The organism is Pseudomonas sp. AC255, from assembly GCF_979258175.1.
On record NZ_OZ409841.1, the window covers coordinates 835,283 to 859,266 of the forward strand.

Sequence of the window (23,984 nt, forward strand, 5' to 3'; positions counted from 1 at the left end):
AGCATCGCCACAGTGTATAGCGCGTCTGATCAGCTCACGCCACGGCAGGAAGATTCACGGGATCAATGAGGCCTTGCGTCATATTTGCCTCAATGGCCATAGCTGCTAGTGTCCGTGAAGCTCCGCTTTGTGCTTTTCGCCTTCCATGGACGAAGCAGAAACGACAGAAAGCGGCTCCCGGATCGGCTCAGGTAAAGAGGACAAGAACAATGCAACCTGATTTCTGGAATGACAAACGCCCGGCCGGCGTACCGCTGGACATCGACATGGGCGAGTTCAAGTCGGTCATCGAAGTGTTTGAGCGTTCCTGCAAGAAGTTCGCTGACCGCCCGGCGTTCAGCAGCATGGGCATCACCCTGACCTACGCCGAACTCGAACGCCAGAGTGCGGCGTTCGCCGGTTACCTGCAGGCCCATACCGATCTGGTGCCGGGGGATCGCATTGCGGTGCAGATGCCCAACGTCCTGCATTATCCGATTGCCGTGTTCGGCGCGCTGCGCGCCGGGCTGATCGTGGTCAACACCAACCCGTTGTATACGCCGCGCGAGATGCGCCACCAGTTCAAGGATTCCGGCGCACGCGCGCTGGTCTACCTGAATCTGTTCGGACAGAAAGTCCAGGAAGTGCTGCCCGACACCGACATCCAATATTTGATCGAAGCGAAGATGGGCGACCTGATGCCCACCGCCAAAGGCTGGCTGGTCAACACCGTGGTCAGCAAAGTGAAGAAACTGGTGCCCGAGTATTCGCTGCCGCAAGCCACTTCGTTCAAAAGTGCGCTGCGCATGGGGCGTGGTCTGGGCATCAAGCCGCTGAACGTCGGCCTCGATGACATCGCCGTGCTGCAATACACCGGCGGCACCACCGGCCTGGCCAAGGGCGCGATGCTCACCCACGGCAATCTGGTGGCGAACATGCAGCAGGTGCGCGCCTGTCTGGCTCAGCTCGGCCCGGACGGTCAACCGCTGTTGCGCGAAGGCCAGGAGGTGATGATTGCGCCGCTGCCGCTGTACCACATCTATGCCTTCACTGCGAATTGCATGTGCATGATGGTGTCCGGCAACCACAACGTGTTGATCTCCAATCCGCGCGACATCGCCGGCTTCATCAAGGAACTGAAAAACTGGCGTTTCTCGGCGCTGCTGGGTTTGAACACCTTGTTCGTTGCGCTGATGGATCATCCCGATTTCAAGACCCTGGACTTCTCCAGCCTGAAGCTGACCAACTCCGGCGGCACCGCGCTGGTCAAGGCCACCGCCGAGCGCTGGGAGCAGATGACCGGTTGCCGTATCACCGAAGGCTACGGCCTGACCGAAACCTCGCCAGTGGCCTGCACCAACCCCTACGGCGACCAGTCGCGCCTGGGCACTGTCGGCCTGCCGGTGCCGGGCACGCTGGTGAAAATCATCAACGATGACGGCGTCGAACAGCCACTGGGCGAACGCGGCGAGCTGTGCATCAAAGGCCCGCAGATCATGAAGGGCTACTGGAACAAACCCGAAGCCACCGCCGAAGTGCTGGACGCCGAGGGCTGGTTCAAGTCCGGCGATATCGCCGTGATCGACCCGGACGGTTTCGTGCGCATCGTCGATCGCAAGAAGGACATGATCATCGTCTCCGGCTTCAACGTTTATCCCAACGAAATCGAAGACGTGGTCATGGCCCACCCGAAAGTCGCCAACTGCGCGGTCATCGGCGTGCCGGACGAACGTTCGGGAGAGGCGGTGAAGCTGTTTGTGGTAGCGCGGGAGAGCGGGGTCAGCCTGGAAGAGCTGAAGGCTTACTGCAAAGAGAATTTCACGGCCTACAAAGTGCCGAAACACATCGTGTTGCGTGAGTCGTTGCCGATGACGCCTGTAGGGAAAATTCTGCGGCGCGAGTTGCGGGACATCGCATAAAGGTTACAAGCGAAAAGATCGCAGCCTTCGGCAGCTCCTACAGGAAACGCATTCCAAATGCAGGAGCTGCCGAAGGCTGCGATCTTTTGCTTTTAACCCCCTGACAACGGGGCTTTCACAGCTTAATAGGATTTTTGCTCTAAAATGACCGTTGGCAAGTCTTGAGTCATCAATATGACTGTAGGGGCCTCTTTTGGCTCTGGTCGACCCTTGGCAAAGCTGCTACTCTCGGCGCGCTTTGTGACTTCTCGGCCTGTAAAACGCCGGATTCACCAATACAAAACACACACCAATAATAATCGCATCAAATGCGGTGAAGAATTCGCGTTGCTGAGGAGTGGGCTTCCATGATCGAAGACTTTTGGAAGGATAAGTACCCGGCTGGAATCGCAGCCGAGATCAATCCAGACGAGTATCCGAACATTCAGGCAGTGTTGAAGCAATCCTGCCAACGCTTCGCCAACAAACCGGCTTTCAGCAACCTCGGCAAGACAATCACCTACGGTGAGCTGTACGAGCTGTCCGGTGCCTTTGCCGCGTATCTGCAACAGCATACCGACTTGCAGCCCGGTGATCGAATCGCCGTGCAACTGCCCAACGTCCTGCAGTACCCGGTCGCGGTCTTCGGTGCCATTCGCGCCGGGCTGATCGTGGTCAACACCAACCCGCTGTACACCGCGCGGGAAATGGAACACCAATTCAACGACTCCGGCGCCAAGGCCCTGGTGTGCCTGGCGAACATGGCGCACCTGGCCGAAGCCGTGGTGCCGAAGACCGGCGTCAAGCACGTCATCGTCACCGAAGTCGCCGACTTGCTGCCGCCGATCAAGCGCCTGCTGATCAACAGCGTCATCAAGTACGTGAAGAAAATGGTCCCGGCCTATCACTTGCCCAAAGCCATCAAGTTCAACGACGTCCTGAGCAAAGGCCACGGCCAGCCAGTGGCCGAAGCCAATCCGGACAGCGGCGATGTCGCAGTGCTGCAATACACCGGCGGCACCACCGGTGTGGCCAAGGGCGCGATGCTCACGCACCGCAACCTGGTCGCCAACATGCTGCAATGCAAGGCGCTGATGGGCTCCAACCTCAACGAAGGCTGCGAGATCCTGATCACGCCGCTGCCGCTGTATCACATCTATGCGTTCACCTTTCATTGCATGGCGATGATGCTGATCGGCAACCACAACATCCTGATCAGCAACCCGCGCGACCTGCCGGCGATGGTCAAGGAACTGTCGAAGTGGAAGTTCAGCGGTTTCGTCGGTCTGAACACGCTGTTCGTGGCGCTGTGCAACAACGAAGGTTTCCGCAAACTGGATTTCTCCGCGCTGAAAGTTACCCTGTCCGGCGGCATGGCCCTGCAACTGGCGGCGGCCGAGCGCTGGAAAGCCGTGACCGGTTGCGCCATCTGCGAAGGCTACGGCATGACCGAAACCAGCCCGGTGGCCACGGTCAACCCGATCCAGCACATCCAGATCGGCACCATCGGCATTCCGGTGCCGTCGACCCTGTGCAAAGTCATCGACGATGCCGGTGTCGAGCAGCCGCTGGGCGAAATCGGCGAGCTGTGCGTCAAAGGCCCGCAAGTGATGAAGGGCTACTGGCAGCGTCAGGAAGCCACCGATGAAATGCTCGACAGCGACGGCTGGCTGAAAACCGGTGACATCGCGCTGATCCAGCCGGACGGCTACATGCGCATCGTCGATCGCAAGAAAGACATGATTCTGGTGTCTGGCTTCAACGTCTATCCGAACGAACTGGAAGACGTGCTGGCGACTTTGCCGGGCGTGTTGCAGTGCGCGGCGATCGGTGTGCCGGACGAGAAATCGGGTGAGGCGATCAAGATTTTCATCGTCGCCAAACCGGGCGTGACCCTGACCAAAGAGCAGGTCATGGACCACATGCGCGCCAACGTTACCGGCTACAAAGTGCCGCGCTCGGTGGAATTCCGCGATGCGCTGCCGACCACCAACGTCGGCAAGATCCTGCGCCGCGAGTTGCGGGATGAAGAGCTGAAGAAGATCAAGGCCAAGTCTGCCGCGTAAATAAAAAGCCCCGCAGATGCGGGGCTTTTTGTTGGGAAAGATTGGTGATTTGCAGCGTCTGGTAAATCCTACCCCCTCACCCCAACCCTCTCCCCCAAGGGGGCGAGGGGAAGGGAGCCGATCTTCAAACTTTTCAGAACCTGAGTTCGGCTCGATATTTCAGGTCGGCGTATTCCGTAAGAACAACCCGGTCGGTCCCCTCTCCCTCTGGGAGAGGGCTAGGGTGAGGGGAAGGGCTGACGCCACAAATCCTACTGACGAAACGGCGCAAAATTCACGTTGGTCCCCGCCGGTCGCATGTCCTGCAGATAAGAATCCTTGTCCGCACTCAATTCCAGACTCAGCGCCGCCTTGCGCTTGCCTTCGTTGCGAATCACCAGGCCTTCGAGCTTTTCGCGCAGGAACACCGTCGGCACTTTCAGGTGCAGCAACTCATCGGTGGCCGGGGTGTGCAGCAGCAAGTGAATCCACTCGTACTGACCGATGGCCAGACGCGATACCGGCAGGTCGAACCACCAGATATTGCGGTTGCGGTTCAGTTCGGCGAAGTGGCAGTTGTTGGTGCCGAGCACGGCGCCGCCCAGTTCCTGGTTGCGACGGGCGATGGCCTGGGTTTTATTGAGCTTCATGACATTCCTGCGAATCGGTGTGCCGGGCGCGACGCCCGTAGGCTGAGCATTCTCGGGGCAACGCCGGCAAACATAAAGCGCAACCTGCGCGCCACGACGAAATGCCGGCAAAATAAATGAAACTCGGCGCAAAGCGCACCGGTCAATCGTTACGTAATGACTTTTCTTCCCTATATGCATCACGGAGAAACACCATGAGTAGCACAGGCGATAAAGTAAAAGGCATGGCCAACGAAGCCGTCGGTAACGTCAAGCAAGGCGTCGGCAAGGTCACTGACAACGACAAGCTGCGTGCCGAAGGCAAGGTTCAAGAGAAAAAAGGCGAAGCCCAGCAAGCGGTTGGCAACGCCAAGGACGCTGTGAAAAAAGGCGTCGACAAGGCGTAAGCGAGCCTTGAACGAATCACACGAGCGGCCATCCAAGGATGGCCGTTTTTGTATCAGAACCCTGCGGTTATCCGCCGAAGGATCGCCAAGTAGGCTACCTTGAGGTAAAAAACGGCCCCTGAGTCGCCACGACTTCAACCTTTTGCGGCGCAAGGAGACGCGAATGATATTTCCGGACATGAAAGGTCTGCCCCTGCACCGGGTGATGGTGCGCACGGTCACTGAGTTCGTCGATGACGAAATGTCGACCTACGCCTCGGCATTGGCTTACCAGATGCTGTTCTCGCTGTTTCCGTTCATTCTTTTCCTGATTGCTCTTATCGGTTTCCTGCACTTGCCGGACTTCTTTTCCTGGCTGCGTCTGCAATCTGAACTGGTGCTGCCACCGCAGGCACTGGAGCAGGTCAACCCGGTGATCGACCAGTTGCAGCAATCCAAGGGTGGCCTGCTGTCCATCGGTATCGTTATTGCGCTGTACACCGCGTCCGCCGGCGTGCGCCTGATGATGAGCGCAATGAATGCCGCCTACGACGTGGTCGAAGGCCGGCCGATCTGGAAGCGCTTCCCGTTGTCGATCGTCTACACCGTCGGCATCGCCGGCATGCTGCTGATCGCCGCTGCGCTGATGGTGCTCGGGCCGCAGGTGATGGGCTGGATTGCCGCACAAGTGGGGCTGGAATACTTCATCGTCACGGTGTGGACGATCGCCCGCTGGCCGGTGATCGTGATTCTGATGATGGTCGCGGTGGCGCTGATCTATTACGTGATGCCCGACGTCAAACAGGAATTCCGTTTTATCACCCCAGGTTCGGTGCTGGCTGTGGTGGTGTGGATCCTCGCCTCGCTGGGTTTTGCCTTCTACGTGAAAACCTTCGCCAACTACAACGCGATGTATGGCAGCATCGGGGCGATCATCGTGCTCTTGCTGTATTTCTACATTTCCTCCGCAGTCCTATTGCTCGGCGCGGAGATGAATGCAGTGATCGAGCACATGTCCGCCGAAGGCAAGGAAAAGGGCGAAAAAGCCCCTGGCGAGCCTGACGAATCCCCCAAACAACACGTCTCGGGCCTGGGCCGCGATCATTCGCTCAAGCCGGACACTGATGAAGCCCGAACATGATTCGTGAAATTCTGAAAATGGGTGACGAGCGCCTGCTGCGCATCGCCGCGCCGGTACCACCGGAAATGTTCAACAGCGCCGAGCTCTGGCAACTGATCGATGACATGTTCCAGACCATGGAAAGCGTCGGCGGCGTTGGCCTCGCGGCGCCGCAGATTGGCGTCGACCTGCAACTGGTGATCTTCGGCTTCGAACACAGCGAGCGTTACCCGGACGCCGAAGCAGTGCCGCAGACGATCCTGATCAATCCGCTGATCACACCGTTGAATCCGTTGATGGAAGAGGGCTTTGAGGGTTGTCTGTCGGTGCCGGGCCTGCGCGGCGCGGTGGAGCGCTATCAGCAGATTCGCTACGAAGGCTTTGATCCGAAGGGCGAGCCGATCGTGCGAGTGGCCTCGGGGTTTCATGCACGGGTGGTGCAGCATGAATGCGATCACCTGATCGGCCGGCTGTATCCGTCGCGGATTACCGATTTCAGCAAGTTCGGCTTTACCGAAGTGCTGTTTCCGGACCTTGATCCCAACGCTGACGACTGATTGTCAGAACACCATCAACCCCTGTGGGAGCGAGCCTGCTCGCGAACGCGGAGTATCAGAACCAAATTCGGCGCTGACACACCGCATTCGCGAGCAGGCTCGCTCCCACAGGGTGTCAGCGTAAATCTGCGGGATTGAGCCCCATCGCAATCATCGGCTTGCTCCGCGCGTACCGGCTCAACCGCTCGGCCATCGCCTGCGGCAGTGGCGGATCGAAGCTGAACCCACGCCGCTCATAAAACCCGCGCAAATCCGGATGGCAAAACAGCCACACCGGCTCGTCCACCTGGGCAACCGCCGCTGCGATCAACTGCGCAGCGACACCTTGTTCCCGACACTGCGGATCAACAAACAACCCCGTCAGCCAGTGTCCGCCCGAGACTGGCCGCAGGCACAGCGCCGCAACGATCTCGCCGCGCCTTGCAACCCACAGTTGCGCCTCGCGCACGGCTTTCATCGACGACTGGTGGCTGCGGTAGAACTTGTTCATCAGCGGCCACAACGATTCGTCGAGCTGGCTGTAGTGGATGTCGGACATGATTCGGGCTGTCGCTGCGAAAAGCGCCGATTATAAAAGAACGCGCGCTTCGGGATAGGTGTATACCTGAACTCACACCCCTGTGAGTGGAGTACCGATCATGTCCAAAGGTATGGATTCAAAGAAAGCCGCGAAGAAAAAGCCGGCCAAGACCGCGATTGAAAAACGCGCGGAGAAGAAAGCCAAGAAGGTCGATATTTTCGGCCATTGATCAAACCATGCGGAAGCCCGGTTCACGGGCTCCCGCCTCGCTGGCGAAAACGTCCGTTTTCACCGCAGTGTTTCCCTGCGCTGAACCGTTTCTTGTGCAAAAAGTGCCAGATACTGGCCGACTAGTGGCCTTGCGCCCGGCGTCCCGGTGGCTATGCTTGCAGGTAACTAACCATGTCGACCGTCATGCCAACAGGCCGACGGCACAGGTTGGTCCGTGATTCATGCTGCCAGAGTGCGCAATTCAAGGCACCAACACTGAACCAACAAGGAGCGTCACTTAAATGGAAGTTCTTCTACGCGTTAGGGCTGGCCCGCATGCGGGCTATCAAGAAAAGGATGTCTTGATCAGAGCGTCGCTGCACGACGCATCCGATTGATCATCATTTATCACCTGACAACTTCCTCCCGTGGGGGAAGGCGTGTGCCTGTTCTGTGGAACGTAGTGGTGGATCTTGAAAGACCTGAACTTTCATCAAATCAAAAGAACGCGCGGAAGGTGATACAACCATGTTCAACCTACATCACAAGGCTGACCTGCGGGAAATCGAGCGTTTCAGTTGTGCGCTGACTGAGGCCAACGCGAAAATCGAAGCGATCAGCCGCTCGATGGCGATGATCGAGTTCACTCCGGACGGCATCGTTCTCGACGCCAACGAGAACTTCTGCAAGACCATGGGCTACAGCGCCGATGAAGTGCGCGGCAAACACCATCGGATTTTCTGTGAAGAAAGCTTTTATCGCAGCGAGGACTACGCGAAGTTGTGGCGCGACCTGGCCCGTGGTGAACCGCTTAGCGGCACTTTCCTGCGTCTGAACAAGAGTGGCCGGGAAATCTGGCTTGAAGCCAGTTACATGCCGGTGTTCGGTCCCGACAAACAAGTCAGAAGTGTCATCAAGGTTGCGGCGGACATCACCGCACGCATCAACAAAGAACATGAAGAAGAAGCCATGCTGGCGGCGATCGGCCGTTCCATGGCGGTGATCGAGTTTACCCCCGAAGGCCATGTCATCCGCGCCAACGACAACTTTCTGCAGACCATGCAGTACGCACACCCTGAAATTGTCGGCCAGCACCACAGCCTGTTCTGTCATCGCGCCGAAGCCGAATCCGCGCAATACAAAGCTTTCTGGGCTTCGCTCAATCGCGGCGAATATCACTCGCACCGTTTCGAGCGCAAGAACAAATCCGGGCAGATGGTTTATCTGGAGGCTTCGTATAACCCGCTGTTCGACGCCAAGGGCCGCTTGTACAAAGTGGTCAAGTTCGCCAGCGACATCACTCGGCAAATGACCACTCTGCAGAACGCTGCGGAATCGGCCCACAGTACCTCGGTGCAAAACGACGCCTGCGCGCAGAAAGGTTCACAGGTGGTGCAGCAGACCGTGCAGATCATTCAGGACATTTCCCGCGATCTGAACGAAGCGGCGGTGAGCATCGATGCGGTCAGCAAACAGTCAGACATCATCGGCACCATCGTTCAGACCATTCGCGGCATTGCCGATCAGACCAACCTGCTGGCGCTCAACGCCGCGATCGAAGCGGCGCGCGCCGGTGAACATGGACGCGGTTTCGCGGTTGTCGCCGATGAGGTACGCAGCCTCGCCGCGCGGACCAGTCAGGCCACTCTGGAAATCGTCGACGTGGTGCGCAAGAACCACGACCTGTCGCTGAGCGCAGTGTCGAGCATGCAGTCGAGTCTGAGCCGCACCGGGTTGGGCGTGGAACTGGCGAACGAGGCGGGCGAGGTGATCCTCGAGATTCAGCAAGGCTCGCGGCATGTGGTGGATGCGATCAGTCAGTTCAATGAAACCCTGCAATTGAACTGAGCTGTTTCAACGTCACCAATAACCAATGTGGAGCGAGCCTGCTCGCGAAAGCGTTATGTCAGCCAGCACATGCCTTTCTGACACGACGCCTTCGCGAGCAGGCTCGCTCCCACAGGTGAGTCCTGTGTTGGCCGTCAGCGATGCGCAATGTTCTCCAGCGCCAGATTACGCGTACGCGGGCCGAACCAGCCGATGGTCAGCATCACGATCAGCATGCTGCTGACGATGAACGCCAGTACCCCCGGCGTGCCGAAATTATCCAGGAACATGCCGATCAGCAGACTGCTGAACACCGTCGACAAGCGACTGAACGAATAGCAGAACCCGACCGCGCGGGCGCGGATGTTGGTCGGGAACAGCTCGCTTTGATAGGAGTGATAACTGAAGCTCAGCCAGGCGTTGCAGAAGGTGATCATTACGCCGCAGAAAATCAGCCCGAAGGCGCTGGTCTGCAGGGCGAACAGGGTGCCGAAGGTCATCGCGCCGAGCGCCGAGCCGACGATTTGCCATTTGTTCTCGAAACGGTTGGCGAACTTCACAAACAGCAACGGCCCGAGCGGGTAGGCGAGGGTGATGATGAAGGCGTACATCAAACTGTGGGTGACGCTTACGCCCTGGCCCGAAAGCAGCGCCGGCAACCAGTTGCCGAAACCGAAGAAACCGATCGCCTGAAAGATATGAAAAACGATCAGCATCAACGCGCGGCGGCGGTAGGGCGGCTGCCAGATATCGGCGAAACGGCCCTTGCCTTCGACATCGACCGGCACCGGTTCCGGCGCATCCAGCGCTTTGCCGTAATCCTTGGCGCAGCGCGCTTCGAGATGGTCGAGGATCCGATTGGCCTCATCGAAGCGACCGTGTTGCGCCAGCCAGCGCGGCGATTCCGGCAGACGCTTGCGCAGCCACCAGATAAACAGTGCAAACACCGCGCTGGCCAGCACCACCCAACGCCAGCCGGACACCCCGAACGGCGCTTGCGGCACCAGCCACCACGACATCAAGGCCACCGCCGGCACTGAGAGGAACTGCACGAAAAACGCAAAGGCGAACGCCGAGCTGCGCATGCGTTTAGGGACCAGTTCCGAGAGGTAGGCATCGATCGTCACCAATTCGATACCCAAGCCGATGCCGACCAGAAAACGCATGCCGATGATGCCCAGCGCTGAGGTCTGAATCCCCATCAGCACTGTCGCCACCGTGTACCAGATCAGCGCGAAGGTGAAGATTGCCCGGCGACCGAAACGATCCGCCAACGGACTGAGCAGGCTGGCGCCGAGGAACAGGCCGAGGAACGTTGCCGAGGCGAACGCCGCCTGATCGGAGAAGCCGAACACCCCCTGACTGCCAGTGGCGAACAGGCCGTCGCGAATCAGCCCGGGACTGATGTAGGCGGTCTGGAACAGATCGTAGAGTTCGAAAAATCCACCGATCGACAGCAGCGCCACCAGGCGCCAGATGGTGGCGACGGCGGGCAGACGGTCGATGCGGGCGGAAATCTCGGCGGCGCGTACCGGGTCGATGCCGTCGATGTGCGCGGCGGCGGAAGCGTGAGCAGTCATAAGCTGATCCATTTTTTATTGATGGAAAAGCTTAGCCTGCTATCGGAATTGATGGATTGTGAATATCAGCGGTTTACCCGGTCAAACCGCTGATTTCTCGCAATATCTGCTTACGAATTAGCGATTTATGCCGCAGCGGCAGAATCCGGCAGCGCCGAGTTCGGCAGGCCGAAGATCCGGTCGAACAGCCAGTTGAACACGAAGGTGTAGCACGGGATGAAAATGATCAGTGCCAGATCCAGCAGGAACGCCTGCACCAGACTGATGTTCATCCACCACGCGATCAACGGAATCAGAAACACGATCAGCGTCAGTTGAAAGCCGACCGCGTGGGCGATGCGCCGTTTGACCGTACGGGTGCGCGAGACCTGGCGACTTTCCCAGCGCTCGAACAACGAGGTGTAAATGAAATTCCAGGTCACGGCGATGCTGGTGATGATCACCGCCAGCGGCCCGGTGCTGCCCGGAGATGTGCCCGAGAGCAACGCCAGACCGAGGGCCGAGAAGGTCATCCCAATCACTTCGTAGAGCGACACGTAGACCAGTTTGCGTTTCACGCCTTGCATGCAGATTTGCCTCTTTCTTGCCAAATGTTGGCCAGCAGGGCTGGCGAAGGCGAGCAAAGATAGCTTCAATGCACCTGACAGAAAAAGTCGGTAGCTTTCAGCTTTATTGATAGGTGAGGCATTTGAATTTCAGCAGCGACAGCATCGAATTGTTTCTCGCGGTGATCGAGCGCGGCTCGTTTTCCGCTGCCGCGCGGCAGTTGGGCAAGGTGCCCTCCGCGGTGAGCATGGGCATTGCCAATCTTGAAGCGGAACTCGGTTACCCGCTGTTCGACCGCAGCCACCGCGAGCCGCAACCGACGGCGATGGCGCAGTCGTTGGTGCCCCACGCGCGACTGATCGCCGAGCAGCTCAAGCAGCTGCAGGTGCACGCGGTGGAGCTGTCGCTGGGGCTGGAAAGCAGGTTGTCGATTGGCGTGGTTGCGGACATGGATCGGCGCCGCTTGCTGGCAGCGATCAAGGTGATTGCCGAGCGGCATCCGTTGCTCGATATCGAAGTGCTGACTGCGCCACAGGATGATGTGCTGGCGATGTTGCACACTGGTCGGGTCAGCGTGTGTCTGGCGTTTGCCGGGTTAAGCGTCAATGCGCTGGAGCGGTTTCAGTTCGTCGGCAGCGAACGCATGATCGCCACGCTGGCGGCGGACAGCCCGTTGTTGCAGGGGCGGGATGTGTTTCTCGAAGATCTGGTGCAGGTGCGGCAGATCATCGTCGCCAGCCGCGACTTGCCGATCAGCGAGACGCGGCCATTGGTGGCTGAATCCTACTGGCGTACGGACAATCTCGAGACGGCGATGGAAATGGTTGAAGCGGGATTGGGCTGGGGGAATTTTCCGCTGTCGGTGGTGCAGCCTTGGCTGGACGCGGGACGCTTGAAGCGGCTGAATTTTCGCAACATCGAAAATGGCCTGGTGCTGCCGGTGCATGCGGTGTGGCTCAAGAGCCAGCCCTTGCAGAAGGGCGCGCAGGCTTTGGTCGATCTGCTCAGCCATTGAATTTGGTAGAGATCCCCTGTGGGAGCGAGCCTGCTCGCGAAGGCGTCGTGTCAGCTGTATCAATGCTGATTGACCCACCGCTTTCGCGAGCAGGCTCGCTCCCACAAGGGTTGTGTTTCAACTCAGCATTTGTGAAGGGTCAGGTACTCTCGCGCACCTTCAGCTCAAACCCCATATCCTCCATCGGGCGCGCCACTTTGTTGCCTGCCATTAACGTGAGCATCTGCTCCGCCGCGCGCCGGCCGATTGCCTCGCGCGGGGTGTTGATGCTGCTCAGGCGCGGCACCATGTGCTCGGACATCGGCAAGTCGTTGAAACCCAGAATCGCCACTTGTTCGGGAATCTTGATGCCGTTACGCAACGCTTCCAGGAGCGCACCCTGGGCCAAGTCGTCGTTGCCGAAGAAAATCGCATCAACATCCGGATGCGCCGCCAGCAATTGCAAAAACAACTCGCCACCCAGACCCACAGACGAAGCACGCGGTGTCAGCACTTCCAGATCCGGGTCGTAACGGCCTGCCTTCTGCAACGCCTTGCGGAAACCCTCACCGCGCAGCAGGGTGCGCTGGTCCAGCTGCGCGCCGATGTACGCCAGACGCTTGCGTCCACGAGACAGGAGATGTTCGGCGGCAGTTTCGCCCGCGCTCAATTGTGAAAAACCCACGCAATTGACTCCGGCAGCACTGTCCAGCTCCATCATGTACACGCAAGGAATGTTGCTGGCCTCGATCATCCGCCGCGAACTTTCCGTGCGATCAAAACCGGTCAGCAGAAACCCGCGCGGCTGATAAGCCATGTAATTGCGCAGCAGGTTTTCTTCTTCATCGCGCGAATAGTGGAAGTTGCCGATCAGCACTTCGAAGCCTTTGGGCGTCAGCACCCGATGAATGGCTTCCAGCGTGTCGATGAACAGCAGGTTGGACAGTGACGGCACCAGCACCACCACCGAATGGCTCTGCGCCGAGGCCAGTGCGCGGGCGGCGGGGTTGACTACATAATTGAGCTCAAGCGCAGCTTTCTGCACTTTTTCCACCAGTTCGGTGGCCACCGTGCTTACCCCGCGCAAGGCGCGCGAGGCAGTGATCGGGCTGACGCCGGCCAGGCGGGCTACTTCGTTGAGGGTCGGACGGCCGGTGGTGCGGGTATTTTTATCGTTCTTGGGGGAGGTCATCGGGCGGCTTGCCAAACAAAAATCAAGGCACTAAGGTAGCGCTGTCCTGATGCAGCTGCAAATGCGTGAGCGCGGTCCTGCCTGATCTGTGCTCTTTGGCGTCGGGAACAAACCTGCTGCAACCCAAAAAAACGACAAGAAGGCGTCGGCAACTTCTGCCTGTGCACTAGAGTCATAGCTAGCAAAGGTAGCGCTGTCTGCGCGCTGAGGTGTTATATGAGTCATCCCATCACCGCCCTGGTCATCATGGGCGTTGCCGGTTGCGGCAAGACGTGCGTCAGCCAGGCCCTGTGCCATTTGAGCGGCGCCACTGCCATTGAAGGCGATACTTTTCATCCGGCCGCGAACATCGAAAAGATGAGCGCGGGGATCCCCCTGAACGACGAAGACCGCGCCGGCTGGCTCGACAGCCTGTGCGATGAACTGCGTCGCGTCGATGCCCAAGGCCAGCGCCCGGTATTGACCTGCTCCGCCCTTAAACACAGCTATCGCGAACGTCTGCGCAGTGCCTTGCCGGGCCTGGGTTTCGTGTTTCTTGAATTGACTCCGGAAGTCGCCGCCGAGCGCGTATCGCACCGCCCGGGCCACTTCATGCCGGCGACGTTGATCGAAAGCCAGTTCGCCACCCTCGAATCGCCCAAGGGCGAGCCGCTGACTCTGCCGCTCAATGCCTCGATTCACAGCGTTGAAGAGCTGGCCCTGCAGGCTCACGTCTGGTGGCAGGCCAACGGCCTGAAACAGGCGATATGAGCATGTTGAAAAAGACAGCGCTGTCCTCCCGACTTCTGTTCAACCCGCTTTAATAACAACAACAATCCAGGAGACACCCCCCATGTTTGGCATGTCCCACGAGACGTTCCTGCTGCTCGATGCAGTGGTCACGGTAATCGGCCTGATTATCCTGATCACCAAATTCAAGATTCACCCTTTTATCGCCCTGACCATCGCCGCCGCCTTCCTCGGCCTGACTTCCGGCATGCCGATCAATACCATCATCAAGGCGTTCCAGGACGGCTTCGGTGGCGTGCTCGGTTTCGTCGGCATCATCCTCGCCCTGGGCACCATGCTCGGCAAAATGATGGCCGAATCCGGCGGCGCCGATCAGATCGCCCAGACCCTGATCCGCGCCTTCGGCAAGGACAAGGTGCAGTGGGCGATGATGTTCGCTGCGTTCCTGGTGGGTATCCCGCTGTTCTTCGAAATCGGCTTCGTGCTGCTGATTCCGCTGGTGTTCATCGTTGCGCGTCGCACTGGCGTATCGATCATCAAGATCGGTATCCCGCTGCTCGCCGGCCTCTCTGCGGTGCACGGTCTGGTACCGCCGCACCCAGGCCCGCTGCTGGCCATCGGCGTGTTCGGCGCTGACATCGGCAAGACCATTCTCTACGGTCTGATCGTCGCGCTGCCGACCGCCATCATTGCCGGTCCGATCTTCGGTACCTTTATCGCCAAGCACATTCCTGGCCACCCGAATCAGGAGCTGGTCGATCAACTGGCCCGCGAAAACGATTCGGCCAACCTGCCAAGCTTCAGCATCACCCTGGTCACCGTGCTGTTGCCGGTATTCCTGATGCTGCTGAAAACCTTCGCTGACGTAGCGCTGCCGGACGGCAACTTCTTCCGTATCTGGATGGACATGATCGGCCACCCGATCTCCGCACTGCTGCTGGCGTTGCTGCTGTCGCTGTACACCTTTGGCTACAAGCAGGGCATCGGTTCCAACCAGATGCTCAAGTGGCTCGACGCGAGCCTGGCGCCAACCGCCGCGATCATTCTGATCATTGGTGCGGGCGGTGGCTTCAAGCAGATGCTGGTGACCAGTGGCGTGGGTGATGTGATCGGCCACATGGCGGTCAGCGCACAGATCTCGCCGATCCTGCTGGCCTGGCTGGTGGCGGCGGTGATCCGTATCGCAACCGGTTCGGCGACCGTGGCGACCATCACTGGCGCCGGCATTGTGGTGCCGGTTGTCGGCATGATTCCGGGCGTCAACCGTGAGCTGCTGGTGCTGGCCACCGGCGCCGGTTCGCTGATCCTGTCCCACGTCAACGACGCTGGTTTCTGGCTGGTCAAGCAGTACTTCAACATGACCGTGGCCGAAACCTTCAAGACCTGGACCGCGATGGAGACCATTCTGTCGGTAGTGGGCCTGGGCTTTATCCTGCTGTTGTCGCTGTTCGTTTAAGCGGCAGTTTGCAGGCACAAAAAAACCGCAATGATGCGGTTTTTTTGTGGGTGGATTTCGTGGTTCACCCAAAACCAATGTGGGAGCGAGCCTGCTCGCGAAGGGGCCAGGTCAGCCAGCCAATATGCTGACTGACCCACCGCTTTCGCGAGCAGGCTCGCTCCCACAGGGGGCAGGTGTCAGGCAGGAGATTTCGGATTGAAGCCATCCGCGCGGAACATCCCGCGAATCCCGCGCACGGCCTGACGAATGCGGTCCTGATTTTCGATCAGGGCGAAGCGCACGTGATCATCGCCGTACTCACCAAAGCCAACACCCGGCGAGACGCAGACCTTGGCCTCGGCCAGCAGTTTCTTGGCGAACTCCAGCGAACCCAGATGCGCATACGCCTCGGGAATCTTCGCCCAGACATACATCGACGCTTTCGGATTCTCGACCATCCAGCCCAGCTCATGCAGGCCTTTGACCAGCACGTTGCGCCGCTGACGATACTGCTCGGCGATGTCGCGCACGCACTGTTGATCGCCTTCCAGCGCGGCAATCGCCGCCACTTGCAGCGGGGTGAAGGTGCCGTAGTCGTGGTAGCTCTTGATCCGCGCCAGGGCGCTGACCAGTTCCGGGTTGCCGACCATGAACCCGATGCGCCAGCCGGCCATGTTGTAGCTCTTGGACAGGGTGAAAAACTCCACCGCAATGTCCTTGGCCCCTGGCACCTGCATGATCGACGGGGCTTTCCAGCCGTCGTAGACGATGTCGGCGTAAGCCAGATCGTGGATGACCAAAACGTCGTACTGCTTGGCGAGGGCGATCACCCGTTCGAAGAAGTCCAGCTCCACGCACTGCGCGGTCGGATTGGACGGGAAACCGAGGATCATCATTTTCGGCTTGGGGATCGAGCCGCGAATGGCCCGCTCCAGCTCATCGAAGAAGTCCACGCCCGGCACCAGCGGCACCGAACGCACCTGAGCGCCGGCAATCACTGCGCCGTAAATGTGGATCGGATAGCTCGGGTTCGGCACCAGTACGGTGTCACCCTGGTCCAGGGTCGCCAGCATCAGATGCGCCAGGCCTTCCTTGGAACCGATGGTGACAATGGCTTCGCTTTCCGGGTCGATATCGACTTCGTAGCGCTGCTTGTACCAGTTGGAAATCGCCCGGCGCAGGCGCGGAATGCCTTTGGACGTCGAGTAACCGTGGGTGTCCTCACGTTGGGCGACCTGCACGAGTTTTTCGACAATGTGCGGCGGCGTGGCGCCGTCGGGATTGCCCATGCTCAGGTCGATGATGTCTTCACCACGGCGGCGAGCGGCCATCTTCAGCTCGGCGGTGATGTTGAAAACGTAAGGGGGAGTCGATCTATGCGCGCAAAGCGGCGCGGCGAACCTTGTTCGGCCATTGTTGCCTCGGATAACGTAAGCGCCCGGAACCGTCCGAGCGACGCTGGTCACTGCGGTGACCTGTGGCGGAAGATAAGTGCAGTGATGGCATACTGTCCAGCGCGGTTGTAAACATTTTTTTCAAGGAAAATCGGTCAATGGAATTCACCAGCGGCTTCTTGCTGAGCCTTTCGCTGTGCCTGGATATCGGCGTAGCCAACATCGCGATGATCACCCTGGCCATGCAGCGCGGCTACTTTCAGGGCTTCGCTCTGGGCCTGGGCACCTGCGTCGGCGACCTGATTTACGCGGTGCTGGCACTGGCCGGCATGACTGTTTTGCTGCAATACGAAACCGTGCGCTGGGTGCTGTGGATTGGCGGTTCGGCGCTGCTGATCTACTTCGCGGCGAAGATGATTTATTCGGCGATCCACCACGAAGCGCTGCTGGCGGAAACGGCGGAAGTGGGGCAGAACTCTCATCGCAAGGAATTCTTTCGCGGCATCTTCCTCGCGATGTCGTCGCCGAGTGCGATTCTCTGGTTTGCTGCGGTCGGCGGCACGTTGATCGCTCGATCCGGTGGCGGTGGCCCGTTGAGTTCGGCGCTGTTTTTGGGCGGCTTTCTCTGCGCCGGGCTGCTCTGGTCGGCCGGTCTGTGCTTCGCGGCAAGCCACGGCGGCAAGCTGCTGGGCGACAAGCTGCTGCGTTACTCCTACTTGGCATCGGCGGCGATCTTCTGCTATTTCGCGGTCTACGTGATCGTTTCCGGGTACAACGAGTTTGTCGGCTCGGGCGCCGTCGAGCAGTTGCATGCGCTGTAAACGTGCGAAACGGATCGGGCTTTCTATACTCCCAGCCGAACCCACTTTTGCGTTCTGAGGAGTCGCGTCATGGATGAACAACCACGCGTCGAATTGGCTGGGCCGCGCTTCGAACACGGGCAATTTCTGTTGATTGCCGGTTTCGGCGGGCGATTCACTCAGGAGACCACCGAAAACATTCCCGCGTTGTGGGAAAAACTGATCCCGCACTTGGGAAAAATCCCCGCGCAAGTCAATGAAGTGACCTACGGCGTTTGCTGCAACGCGGACGGCGAGGGCGGTTTCGAATACATCGCCGGGGTGCAGATCGACAAGCTCGACGACCTGCCGGAAAAGTATCGCTGGGTTGAAATCCAACCGCAGAAATATGCGGTGTTCGAGCACAAGGGGTCACTGGCGCAACTCCCTGACACCTTTCAGTACATCTGGAACACCTGGCTGCCGCAGTCCGCTTACGAAGCGGCGGATGCCCCGGAATTCGAGCGCTATAGCGAGGATTTCAATCCGAAGCTCAATACCGGCACCCTGGAAATCTGGCTGCCGATTAAGGCTTGAGCGGTGTAACAATCGAGGCGGAGCATGTCCGCCCCGGTGGTTCTGCTTTATGCTGGCGGGCCTTGTTTCCACAGATTCCCGAGTTGCCATGAACACCGTGATCCGCAACGTCAGCGCCGCCGACCTCGACCGCTGCTACGCCATCGAAACCGACGCCTATGAAGGCGACGAAGCTGCTACCCGCGAAAAGATCGCCACGCGCATCGCCACCTGGCCGGACGGCTTCATCGTCGCCGAGGTGGACGGTGTGGTCGCCGGTTTCATCAATTCCGGCGCGGCGTTCGACGTGCAGATGTCCGACGAGGCCTTCAAGGAGCTGATCGGCCACGACCCGAAAGGGCCGAACGTGGTGATCATGTCGGTGGTGGTGCACCCGGATTACCAAGGGCAGGGCCTGGCCAAGCGCCTGCTCGGCAAATTCATCGAACGCATGCGTGCGATGGACAAAGCGACAATTCATCTGATGTGCAAAGAGCAACACATTGCGTTGTACGCCGGGTTTGGCTTTGCTTACATCAAACCGTCGGAGTCCGACCACGGCGGCATGGCGTGGCACGAGATGATCCTGACCCTCTGAAGCCAACACCTATCGAAACTGCCTGATCGTTCCCACGCTCCGCGTGGTAATGCAGCCGGGGACGCTCCGCGTCCCAAAACCGTGACGCAGAACGTCACAAAGAGGCGTTCCCACGCGGAGCGTGGGAACGATCAGGGATACTCAGAAGAACAGCCCCATCCGCCGCTCGTAACCGATCCGGCCCTTGTACGCCTCGCCGCTGTCGACATAGCCATGCTTGGCGTACAGCGCAATCGCCGCCTCGTTATCAGCGTCCACCGACAATTCCAGTCCTTTGATTTCCGGCCATGCTTCACGGGCGACAGCGGGCAGCGCTTGCAGGCAGGCCTTGCCATAACCCATGCCCTGCGCACGACGATCGACCTGCAAGGCATGCAACGTGGCGCTGTGTTCGTCGGCCCAGTCGGGCAACACCGGCGGGCGCTTGAGCAGCAGAAACGCTACCGGTACGTCGTCCGCCAGCAGGGCAAAACCCTTTACGCCGGGGCCGGGTTTCGACAGCAGGGTGTGCAAGGCACCGTGGATGTCGCCGGAGAATCTGATCTGCTCGGGGTGGATTTCAATGGCCTCGACTTGCTGACGCTGCAAAGGGCTGAGGCTGTCGTAAGGCACGAGTTGGGCTGACACGGGAATTTCCTTTTTCCTACAAAGAGTGAGCCTCGGATTCTAGCGAGATTGTCGTCGGCGAAATTTTTTTGTTTGCCCTGTCGATCCGCGCATTGGGCAAACGACTAAGGGTGTCTTCACAACAAAAACCACGGAGAACACCATGAGCGCACAAAGCGAGATCCAGACTCTGATCAACACCTATCGCGAAGCGGTAATGGCCAAGGACGTCGAGAAAGTCATGGCCCTGTACGCCGACGACATCGTCTCGTTCGATGCGATCAAGGCCCTGCAATTCAAAGGCAAAGCGGCGTACCGCGCGCACTGGGTCGAGTGCATGGAAATGTGCCCCGGCCCGCACATCTTCGAGTTCCACGAAATCGCCATCGAAAGTGCCGACAACATCGCTTTCGCCCATTGGGTAGCCAACTGCGGCGGCACCAATGACAAAGGCGAAACCCAGAGTTGCTGGATGCGTGTCACCGCCTGTTACCGGCAAATCGGCGGGGCGTGGAAGATTGCCCACGAGCACTGGTCGGCACCGTTTGATCCGATGAGCGGCGCGACGCTGTTCGATGTGACCCCCTGATCTTCAGCCATAGTTGATCCGTTCGAATCAGGAGATCGCCATGAAATATCTATGCCTGGTCTACAGCGATGAACGCCTGCTGCACACCTCGCCCGACAGCCCGGAGGACGCCGAATGCTGGGCCTACGCCGAGTCGATTCAGGGCAGCGGGCGGATGATCGCCGCCGAAGCGCTGGAGTCGGTGCAGACTGCGACTACCGTGAGAATGCGCAACGGCAAGTTGTCGATCACCGATGGGCCTTTCGCTGAAACCAAGGAGCAACTGGCCGGTTTCTACCTGATCGATGCCAAGGATCTCAACGAAGCGATCCAGGTCGCCGGCAATATTCCGGCAGCGCGGGTCGGCAGCGTTGAAGTGCGTCCGGTGCGGCAGTTGAATGTCTGACGTCAGGGCGCGGGTCGAGCAGGTCTACCGTGAGGATTCGCGGCGGATTCTGGCCACGCTGATCCGCCTGCTCGGTGATTTCGACCTCGCCGAAGAAGCCTTGCACGAGGCGTTCTTCGTCGCGGTCGAGCGCTGGCAGCGCGACGGCGTGCCGGACAACCCGCGTACCTGGCTGGTCTCGACCGGACGTTTCAAAGCCATCGATGTGCTGCGCCGGCGCGCGCGGTTCAAGGCGTCGCAACCGTTGCTGCTGGCACAACTCGATGAGCTGGAACAGGCTGACTGGAGTGGCGAAGACGTGGAAGACGATCGCTTGCGGCTGATCTTCACCTGCTGCCACCCGGCACTGGCGGCGGATGCGCAGGTGCCGCTGACCTTGCGTGAAGTCTGCGACCTCACCACCGAGGAAATCGCCCGTGCTTTTCTCTCGGCGCCGGCGGCGATTGCCCAGCGTATCGTCCGCGCGAAAGCCAAGATCCGCGACGCGAAAATCCCTTATCAAGTACCCACGCTGAACGAATTGCCCGAGCGCCTCGACAGCGTGTTGCGGGTGATTTATCTGGTGTTCAACGAGGGTTATTCGGCATCGGTCGGCACTGAGCTGACCCGCGAGGACCTGACGCGCGAAGCGATTCGCCTCGGGCGCTTGTTGATGGAGTTGCTGCCTGAGCCGGAAGTCATGGGTCTGCTGGCGCTGATGCTGCTGCACGAATCACGTCGACCGGCGCGCACTTCGCCGAGCGGTGAACTGGTATTGCTCGACGATCAGGATCGCTCGTTGTGGAATGCCGGGTTGATGGCCGAAGGCTGCGCGCTGGTCGAGAGCGCGCTGAGCACGCGGCGTTTCGGGCCATATTGTCTGCAAGCGGCGATTGCAGCGGTGCATGCGGAAGCGCCGTCAGCGGCGGAAACGGACTGGCAGCAGATTGTCGGTCTGTATGACGTGCTGCTGCGCGCGGTGCCGTCGCCGGTGATCGAGCTGAACCGCGCGGTGGCGGTGGCCAAACGGGATGGAGCGTTGGCCGGGTTGTTGTTGGTTGAAGGGATTTTGGCGCGTGGGGAGTTGCAGGATTACCACTTGGCGCATTCGGCGCGGGCGGAGTTTTGCCGGCAATTGGGCCGAGTGGAGCAGGCGCGGGCGGCGTATCAGCGGGCGCTGGAGCTGACGCGGCAGGAGCCGGAGCGGCGGTTTATTCGAGGACGGATCATGGCGCTGGAAATGCTCTGACCTTGGCGCTCTGGCGATTGTGGGCAGTCTGTGGATTGCCCTCACCCTAACCCTCTCCCAAAGGGAGAGGGGACTGATTGGGGGATATTGGAGGGATTCACCGACTTGAACGAATTGTCTTGAATCCATAATCGATAAGGTTTTTCAGGTCGATGCATAACGCCAGACACTTCGGTCGGCCCCTCTCCCAGAGGGAGAGGGGACTGATTGGGGGGATATTGGAGGGATTCACCGACTTGAACGAATTGTCTTGAATCCATAATCGATAAGGTTTTTCAGGTCGATGCATAACGCCAGACACTTCGGTCGGCCCCCTCTCCCAAAGGGAGAGGGGGCTGATTGGGGGATATTGGAGGGATTCACCGACTTGAACGAATTGTCTTGAATCCATAATCGATAAGGTTTTTCAGGTCGATGCATAACGCCAGACACTTCGGTCGGCCCCCTCTCCCAAAGGGAGGGGGGACTGATTGGGGGGATATTGGAGGGATTCACCGACTTGAACGAATTGTCTTGAATCCATAATCGATAAGGTTTTTCAGGTCGATGCATAACGCCAGACACTTCGGTCGGCCCCCTCTCCCAAAGGGAGGGGGACTGATTGGGGGATATTGGAGGGATTCACCGACTTGAACGAATTGTCTTGAATCCATAATCGATAAGGTTTTTCAGGTCGATGCATAACGCCAGACACTTCGGTCGGCCCCCTCTCCCTCCGGGAGAGGGCTGGGGTGAGGGGCTTTTGATCTTATTCGAGCATCTTGCTGAGCAACCAGCTCCCTGCCGGCCCCGGCGGATACAAGCGCGACCACAAGGCGTCGACAAACACCGGTTTCGGCCAGCCGCGCACGTCGAGCTCTATCAGCAAATCATTGGCATAGCGCTGTACCAGCCACCTCGGCAACGGTGCCCAGCCAAAGCCTTTTTCCGCCATTTCCAGCAGCATCAGATAACTCGGCGCCGACCACACCCGGCCTTTGCCACGGCTGTCATACGGATTGACGATGGTTGCCAGGCGCAGCTCGCGATGTTGCTCGAGAATCTGCTGATCGACATGCTCAAGCTTCGCCAACGCATGCTCGCGGCTGACGAACAAGGCAATCTCCGTGCGCTCGGCCACCGTCGAGGTCACAAGGTCCGGCGGGTAGCTGTCCTGCATTTCCGCGAAGGCCAAATGCGCCCGGCCGCGCTGGACCAGTTCGATCAGGTCTTCGCATTCGGCAATCAGGCATTCCAGCTCAAGCTCCGGATAACGCTGCTCGAAACCCACCAGTGCCGCCTCGAAACGATACGACTGATAAGTGTCGGAAATCGCCACGGTCAGCTTCGGTTCCACACCTTGGGCCAACTGCCGCGCGCTCATTTCCAGACGACTGGTGGCGGCCAGAATCGCCTCGGCTTTTTGCAGCATGACGTGGCCGGCGGGAGTGAGTGTTGGTTTGCGGCTGCTGCGGTCGAACAGCTGTAAATCCAGATCAATCTCCAGACTGGCGACTGCCGCGCTGATGGTCGATTGGCTGCGCCCCAACTTGCGCGCCGCCGCTGAGAACGAGCCTTGCGTCGCCGCCTGTACAAACGCCAACAGCACTTCCTGCGAAGCCATGAACTATCGCCTTGATCGATGGTTATTGGTTATGAAGTATCGGTATTCAGTTGGATCATGGCAACCATCGTCAAACAAGGAGTCAGGCCATGACTGCCCACAAGTCCATTACCGAACGTGTTTTCCAGGCGGTTGGTTTCGAGTTTCTCGCGATCCTGATCTGCACGCCGCTGCTCGCATGGATCATGCAAAAGCCGCTGCTCGACATGGGCGCGGTGACCGTGTTGATCGCGCTGTTGGCGCTGGCGTGGAATGTGGTGTTCAACCGTTTTTTCGACCGTGCTCTGGCGCGGATGAATCTGCCGCACAACGCCTGGGTGCGGGTGGTGCATGCGTTGCTTTTCGAAGGTGGACTGATCGTGATGGGCGTGCCGCTGATTGCCTGGTGGCTGTCGGTCAGCCTGTGGCAGGCGTTGTTGCTCGATATCGGCGTGCTGCTGTTCTTCCTGCCGTACACCTATGTCTATCACTGGGGTTATGACGTACTGCGCGAGCGCTTCATGACCCGCCGCGCATGTGAAAGCTGAGGTAAACCTGTGGTGAGGGGATAAATTTCCTCACCACAAAGGTGAGTCA

Annotated in this window: 22 protein-coding genes and 3 pseudogenes; 17 read left to right on the forward strand and 8 right to left on the reverse strand. The window is 59.2% G+C overall.

Translation table 11 applies throughout. The features are described 5' to 3' along the window. The first annotated feature begins 209 nt into the window (after nt 1–209). Nucleotides 210–1,898: a long-chain-fatty-acid--CoA ligase FadD2 gene (gene fadD2 / locus ACZZ0K_RS03910; RefSeq protein ID WP_024014054.1), complete on the forward strand. Its 1,689-nt coding sequence runs from the start codon at nt 210–212 to the stop codon at nt 1,896–1,898. A 347-nt stretch (nt 1,899–2,245) separates the two neighbouring features. Next, nucleotides 2,246–3,943, forward strand: coding sequence for a long-chain-fatty-acid--CoA ligase FadD1 (fadD1, locus tag ACZZ0K_RS03915; protein ID WP_024014053.1), 1,698 nt, complete (start codon nt 2,246–2,248; stop codon nt 3,941–3,943). A 251-nt stretch (nt 3,944–4,194) separates the two neighbouring features. Here the strand turns inward: fadD1 and ACZZ0K_RS03920 are convergent, their stop codons facing one another. Beyond that, entirely contained in the window at nt 4,195–4,572 is a 378-nt protein-coding gene (locus tag ACZZ0K_RS03920) for a hypothetical protein (protein WP_016775519.1), read from the reverse strand. 194 nt (nt 4,573–4,766) lie between these two features. Here ACZZ0K_RS03920 and ACZZ0K_RS03925 point away from each other — a divergent pair, with 194 nt between their 5' ends. The 3 genes from ACZZ0K_RS03925 (at nt 4,767) to def (ending at nt 6,614) form a co-directional block, all read left to right on the forward strand. Further along, nucleotides 4,767–4,958 (forward strand): CsbD family protein, encoded by a 192-nt coding sequence (locus tag ACZZ0K_RS03925; RefSeq protein ID WP_041479186.1) that lies wholly within the window; start codon nt 4,767–4,769, stop codon nt 4,956–4,958. Between the two features lie 163 nt (nt 4,959–5,121). Beyond that, nucleotides 5,122–6,078 (forward strand): YihY/virulence factor BrkB family protein, encoded by a 957-nt coding sequence (locus ACZZ0K_RS03930; protein WP_150637508.1) that lies wholly within the window; start codon nt 5,122–5,124, stop codon nt 6,076–6,078. After that, nucleotides 6,075–6,614, forward strand: coding sequence for a peptide deformylase (def, locus tag ACZZ0K_RS03935; protein ID WP_076563914.1), 540 nt, complete (start codon nt 6,075–6,077; stop codon nt 6,612–6,614). Before ACZZ0K_RS03930 ends, def begins: the two co-directional genes overlap by 4 nt. A 115-nt stretch (nt 6,615–6,729) precedes the next feature. Here the strand turns inward: def and ACZZ0K_RS03940 are convergent, their stop codons facing one another. Next, nucleotides 6,730–7,152: a GNAT family N-acetyltransferase gene (locus tag ACZZ0K_RS03940; RefSeq protein WP_056787980.1), complete on the reverse strand. Its 423-nt coding sequence runs from the start codon at nt 7,150–7,152 to the stop codon at nt 6,730–6,732. Between the two features lie 825 nt (nt 7,153–7,977). Here ACZZ0K_RS03940 and ACZZ0K_RS03945 point away from each other — a divergent pair. Both ACZZ0K_RS03945 and ACZZ0K_RS03950 read left to right on the forward strand, forming a co-directional pair. After that, nucleotides 7,978–8,646: pseudogene (locus tag ACZZ0K_RS03945) on the forward strand (PAS domain-containing protein); the annotation flags it as partial. 120 nt (nt 8,647–8,766) lie between these two features. Continuing rightward, nucleotides 8,767–9,192: pseudogene (locus ACZZ0K_RS03950) on the forward strand (methyl-accepting chemotaxis protein); the annotation flags it as partial. Nucleotides 9,193–9,326: 134 nt separating this feature from the next. Here the strand turns inward: ACZZ0K_RS03950 and ACZZ0K_RS03955 are convergent. Together ACZZ0K_RS03955 and ACZZ0K_RS03960 are read right to left on the reverse strand one after the other, a co-directional pair. Next, nucleotides 9,327–10,751: an MFS transporter gene (locus tag ACZZ0K_RS03955; RefSeq protein WP_258707100.1), complete on the reverse strand. Its 1,425-nt coding sequence runs from the start codon at nt 10,749–10,751 to the stop codon at nt 9,327–9,329. 125 nt (nt 10,752–10,876) lie between these two features. Next, a complete protein-coding gene (locus tag ACZZ0K_RS03960; protein ID WP_076563910.1) occupies nt 10,877–11,317 on the reverse strand; it encodes a PACE efflux transporter in 441 nt (146 codons plus the stop codon). Nucleotides 11,318–11,439: 122 nt separating this feature from the next. Between ACZZ0K_RS03960 and ACZZ0K_RS03965 the strand changes: the two genes are divergently transcribed. Next, on the forward strand, nt 11,440–12,312 hold the full coding sequence (locus ACZZ0K_RS03965) for a LysR family transcriptional regulator (RefSeq protein ID WP_150637513.1): 873 nt from the start codon (nt 11,440–11,442) through the stop codon (nt 12,310–12,312). Nucleotides 12,313–12,451: 139 nt separating this feature from the next. Here ACZZ0K_RS03965 and gntR read toward each other — a convergent pair whose 3' ends face one another. After that, on the reverse strand, nt 12,452–13,483 hold the full coding sequence (gene gntR / locus ACZZ0K_RS03970; protein WP_056787988.1) for an HTH-type transcriptional regulator GntR: 1,032 nt from the start codon (nt 13,481–13,483) through the stop codon (nt 12,452–12,454). 216 nt (nt 13,484–13,699) lie between these two features. Between gntR and ACZZ0K_RS03975 the strand changes: the two genes are divergently transcribed. Together ACZZ0K_RS03975 and ACZZ0K_RS03980 are read left to right on the forward strand one after the other, a co-directional pair. Next, nucleotides 13,700–14,233: a gluconokinase gene (locus tag ACZZ0K_RS03975; protein WP_041479197.1), complete on the forward strand. Its 534-nt coding sequence runs from the start codon at nt 13,700–13,702 to the stop codon at nt 14,231–14,233. Between the two features lie 82 nt (nt 14,234–14,315). Next, nucleotides 14,316–15,668, forward strand: a complete 1,353-nt coding sequence (locus ACZZ0K_RS03980; protein WP_016773551.1) for a GntP family permease — start codon at nt 14,316–14,318, stop codon at nt 15,666–15,668. A 179-nt stretch (nt 15,669–15,847) separates the two neighbouring features. On the opposite strand, the pseudogene alaC reads toward ACZZ0K_RS03980, so the two are convergent. Continuing rightward, nucleotides 15,848–17,064: pseudogene (gene alaC, locus ACZZ0K_RS03985) on the reverse strand (alanine transaminase). A 138-nt stretch (nt 17,065–17,202) separates the two neighbouring features. Between alaC and ACZZ0K_RS03990 the strand changes: the two are divergent. From ACZZ0K_RS03990 to ACZZ0K_RS04000, 3 genes are all read left to right on the forward strand, one after another. After that, nucleotides 17,203–17,865 carry a LysE family translocator gene (locus ACZZ0K_RS03990; protein WP_041479200.1) on the forward strand — a complete coding sequence of 221 codons (663 nt, stop codon included), beginning with the start codon at nt 17,203–17,205 and terminating at the stop codon, nt 17,863–17,865. 69 nt (nt 17,866–17,934) lie between these two features. Further along, nucleotides 17,935–18,420, forward strand: coding sequence for a GyrI-like domain-containing protein (locus tag ACZZ0K_RS03995; RefSeq protein WP_258707099.1), 486 nt, complete (start codon nt 17,935–17,937; stop codon nt 18,418–18,420). Between the two features lie 88 nt (nt 18,421–18,508). Next, nucleotides 18,509–18,997 carry a GNAT family N-acetyltransferase gene (locus ACZZ0K_RS04000; protein ID WP_236168342.1) on the forward strand — a complete coding sequence of 163 codons (489 nt, stop codon included), beginning with the start codon at nt 18,509–18,511 and terminating at the stop codon, nt 18,995–18,997. 141 nt (nt 18,998–19,138) lie between these two features. Here ACZZ0K_RS04000 and ACZZ0K_RS04005 read toward each other — a convergent pair whose 3' ends face one another. Next, nucleotides 19,139–19,624, reverse strand: coding sequence for a GNAT family N-acetyltransferase (locus ACZZ0K_RS04005; RefSeq protein WP_095181500.1), 486 nt, complete (start codon nt 19,622–19,624; stop codon nt 19,139–19,141). Nucleotides 19,625–19,766: 142 nt separating this feature from the next. Here ACZZ0K_RS04005 and ACZZ0K_RS04010 point away from each other — a divergent pair, with 142 nt between their 5' ends. From ACZZ0K_RS04010 to ACZZ0K_RS04020, 3 genes are read left to right on the forward strand one after another with little or no spacing between them, the layout of a single operon-like run. Next, a complete protein-coding gene (locus ACZZ0K_RS04010; protein ID WP_236168344.1) occupies nt 19,767–20,192 on the forward strand; it encodes a YybH family protein in 426 nt (141 codons plus the stop codon). Between the two features lie 40 nt (nt 20,193–20,232). Continuing rightward, nucleotides 20,233–20,577, forward strand: a complete 345-nt coding sequence (locus ACZZ0K_RS04015; protein WP_095181502.1) for a YciI family protein — start codon at nt 20,233–20,235, stop codon at nt 20,575–20,577. Continuing rightward, on the forward strand, nt 20,570–21,805 hold the full coding sequence (locus ACZZ0K_RS04020; RefSeq protein ID WP_258707098.1) for an RNA polymerase sigma factor: 1,236 nt from the start codon (nt 20,570–20,572) through the stop codon (nt 21,803–21,805). The genes ACZZ0K_RS04015 and ACZZ0K_RS04020 overlap by 8 nt, the downstream gene beginning before the upstream one ends. Nucleotides 21,806–22,553: 748 nt before the next feature. Here ACZZ0K_RS04020 and ACZZ0K_RS04025 read toward each other — a convergent pair. Continuing rightward, nucleotides 22,554–23,408, reverse strand: coding sequence for a LysR family transcriptional regulator (locus ACZZ0K_RS04025; RefSeq protein WP_056788010.1), 855 nt, complete (start codon nt 23,406–23,408; stop codon nt 22,554–22,556). A gap of 89 nt (nt 23,409–23,497) precedes the next feature. Between ACZZ0K_RS04025 and ACZZ0K_RS04030 the strand changes: the two genes are divergently transcribed. Continuing rightward, entirely contained in the window at nt 23,498–23,935 is a 438-nt protein-coding gene (locus tag ACZZ0K_RS04030) for a multidrug/biocide efflux PACE transporter (RefSeq protein WP_122700268.1), read from the forward strand. Nucleotides 23,936–23,984: the final 49 nt, after the last annotated feature.

What these genes read in the sequence shown, in the direction of transcription:
- fadD2 (WP_024014054.1), top strand. Translation starts at nt 210, where the DNA reads ATGCAACCTGATTTCTGGAATGACAAACGCCCGGCCGGCGTACCGCTG.
- fadD1 (WP_024014053.1), top strand. Translation starts at nt 2,246, where the DNA reads ATGATCGAAGACTTTTGGAAGGATAAGTACCCGGCTGGAATCGCAGCC.
- ACZZ0K_RS03920 (WP_016775519.1), bottom strand. Translation starts at nt 4,572, where the DNA reads ATGAAGCTCAATAAAACCCAGGCCATCGCCCGTCGCAACCAGGAACTG.
- ACZZ0K_RS03925 (WP_041479186.1), top strand. Translation starts at nt 4,767, where the DNA reads ATGAGTAGCACAGGCGATAAAGTAAAAGGCATGGCCAACGAAGCCGTC.
- ACZZ0K_RS03930 (WP_150637508.1), top strand. Translation starts at nt 5,122, where the DNA reads ATGATATTTCCGGACATGAAAGGTCTGCCCCTGCACCGGGTGATGGTG.
- def (WP_076563914.1), top strand. Translation starts at nt 6,075, where the DNA reads ATGATTCGTGAAATTCTGAAAATGGGTGACGAGCGCCTGCTGCGCATC.
- ACZZ0K_RS03940 (WP_056787980.1), bottom strand. Translation starts at nt 7,152, where the DNA reads ATGTCCGACATCCACTACAGCCAGCTCGACGAATCGTTGTGGCCGCTG.
- ACZZ0K_RS03955 (WP_258707100.1), bottom strand. Translation starts at nt 10,751, where the DNA reads ATGACTGCTCACGCTTCCGCCGCCGCGCACATCGACGGCATCGACCCG.
- ACZZ0K_RS03960 (WP_076563910.1), bottom strand. Translation starts at nt 11,317, where the DNA reads ATGCAAGGCGTGAAACGCAAACTGGTCTACGTGTCGCTCTACGAAGTG.
- gntR (WP_056787988.1), bottom strand. Translation starts at nt 13,483, where the DNA reads ATGACCTCCCCCAAGAACGATAAAAATACCCGCACCACCGGCCGTCCG.
- ACZZ0K_RS03975 (WP_041479197.1), top strand. Translation starts at nt 13,700, where the DNA reads ATGAGTCATCCCATCACCGCCCTGGTCATCATGGGCGTTGCCGGTTGC.
- ACZZ0K_RS03980 (WP_016773551.1), top strand. Translation starts at nt 14,316, where the DNA reads ATGTTTGGCATGTCCCACGAGACGTTCCTGCTGCTCGATGCAGTGGTC.
- ACZZ0K_RS03990 (WP_041479200.1), top strand. Translation starts at nt 17,203, where the DNA reads ATGGAATTCACCAGCGGCTTCTTGCTGAGCCTTTCGCTGTGCCTGGAT.
- ACZZ0K_RS03995 (WP_258707099.1), top strand. Translation starts at nt 17,935, where the DNA reads ATGGATGAACAACCACGCGTCGAATTGGCTGGGCCGCGCTTCGAACAC.
- ACZZ0K_RS04000 (WP_236168342.1), top strand. Translation starts at nt 18,509, where the DNA reads ATGAACACCGTGATCCGCAACGTCAGCGCCGCCGACCTCGACCGCTGC.
- ACZZ0K_RS04010 (WP_236168344.1), top strand. Translation starts at nt 19,767, where the DNA reads ATGAGCGCACAAAGCGAGATCCAGACTCTGATCAACACCTATCGCGAA.
- ACZZ0K_RS04015 (WP_095181502.1), top strand. Translation starts at nt 20,233, where the DNA reads ATGAAATATCTATGCCTGGTCTACAGCGATGAACGCCTGCTGCACACC.
- ACZZ0K_RS04020 (WP_258707098.1), top strand. Translation starts at nt 20,570, where the DNA reads ATGTCTGACGTCAGGGCGCGGGTCGAGCAGGTCTACCGTGAGGATTCG.
- ACZZ0K_RS04025 (WP_056788010.1), bottom strand. Translation starts at nt 23,408, where the DNA reads ATGGCTTCGCAGGAAGTGCTGTTGGCGTTTGTACAGGCGGCGACGCAA.
- ACZZ0K_RS04030 (WP_122700268.1), top strand. Translation starts at nt 23,498, where the DNA reads ATGACTGCCCACAAGTCCATTACCGAACGTGTTTTCCAGGCGGTTGGT.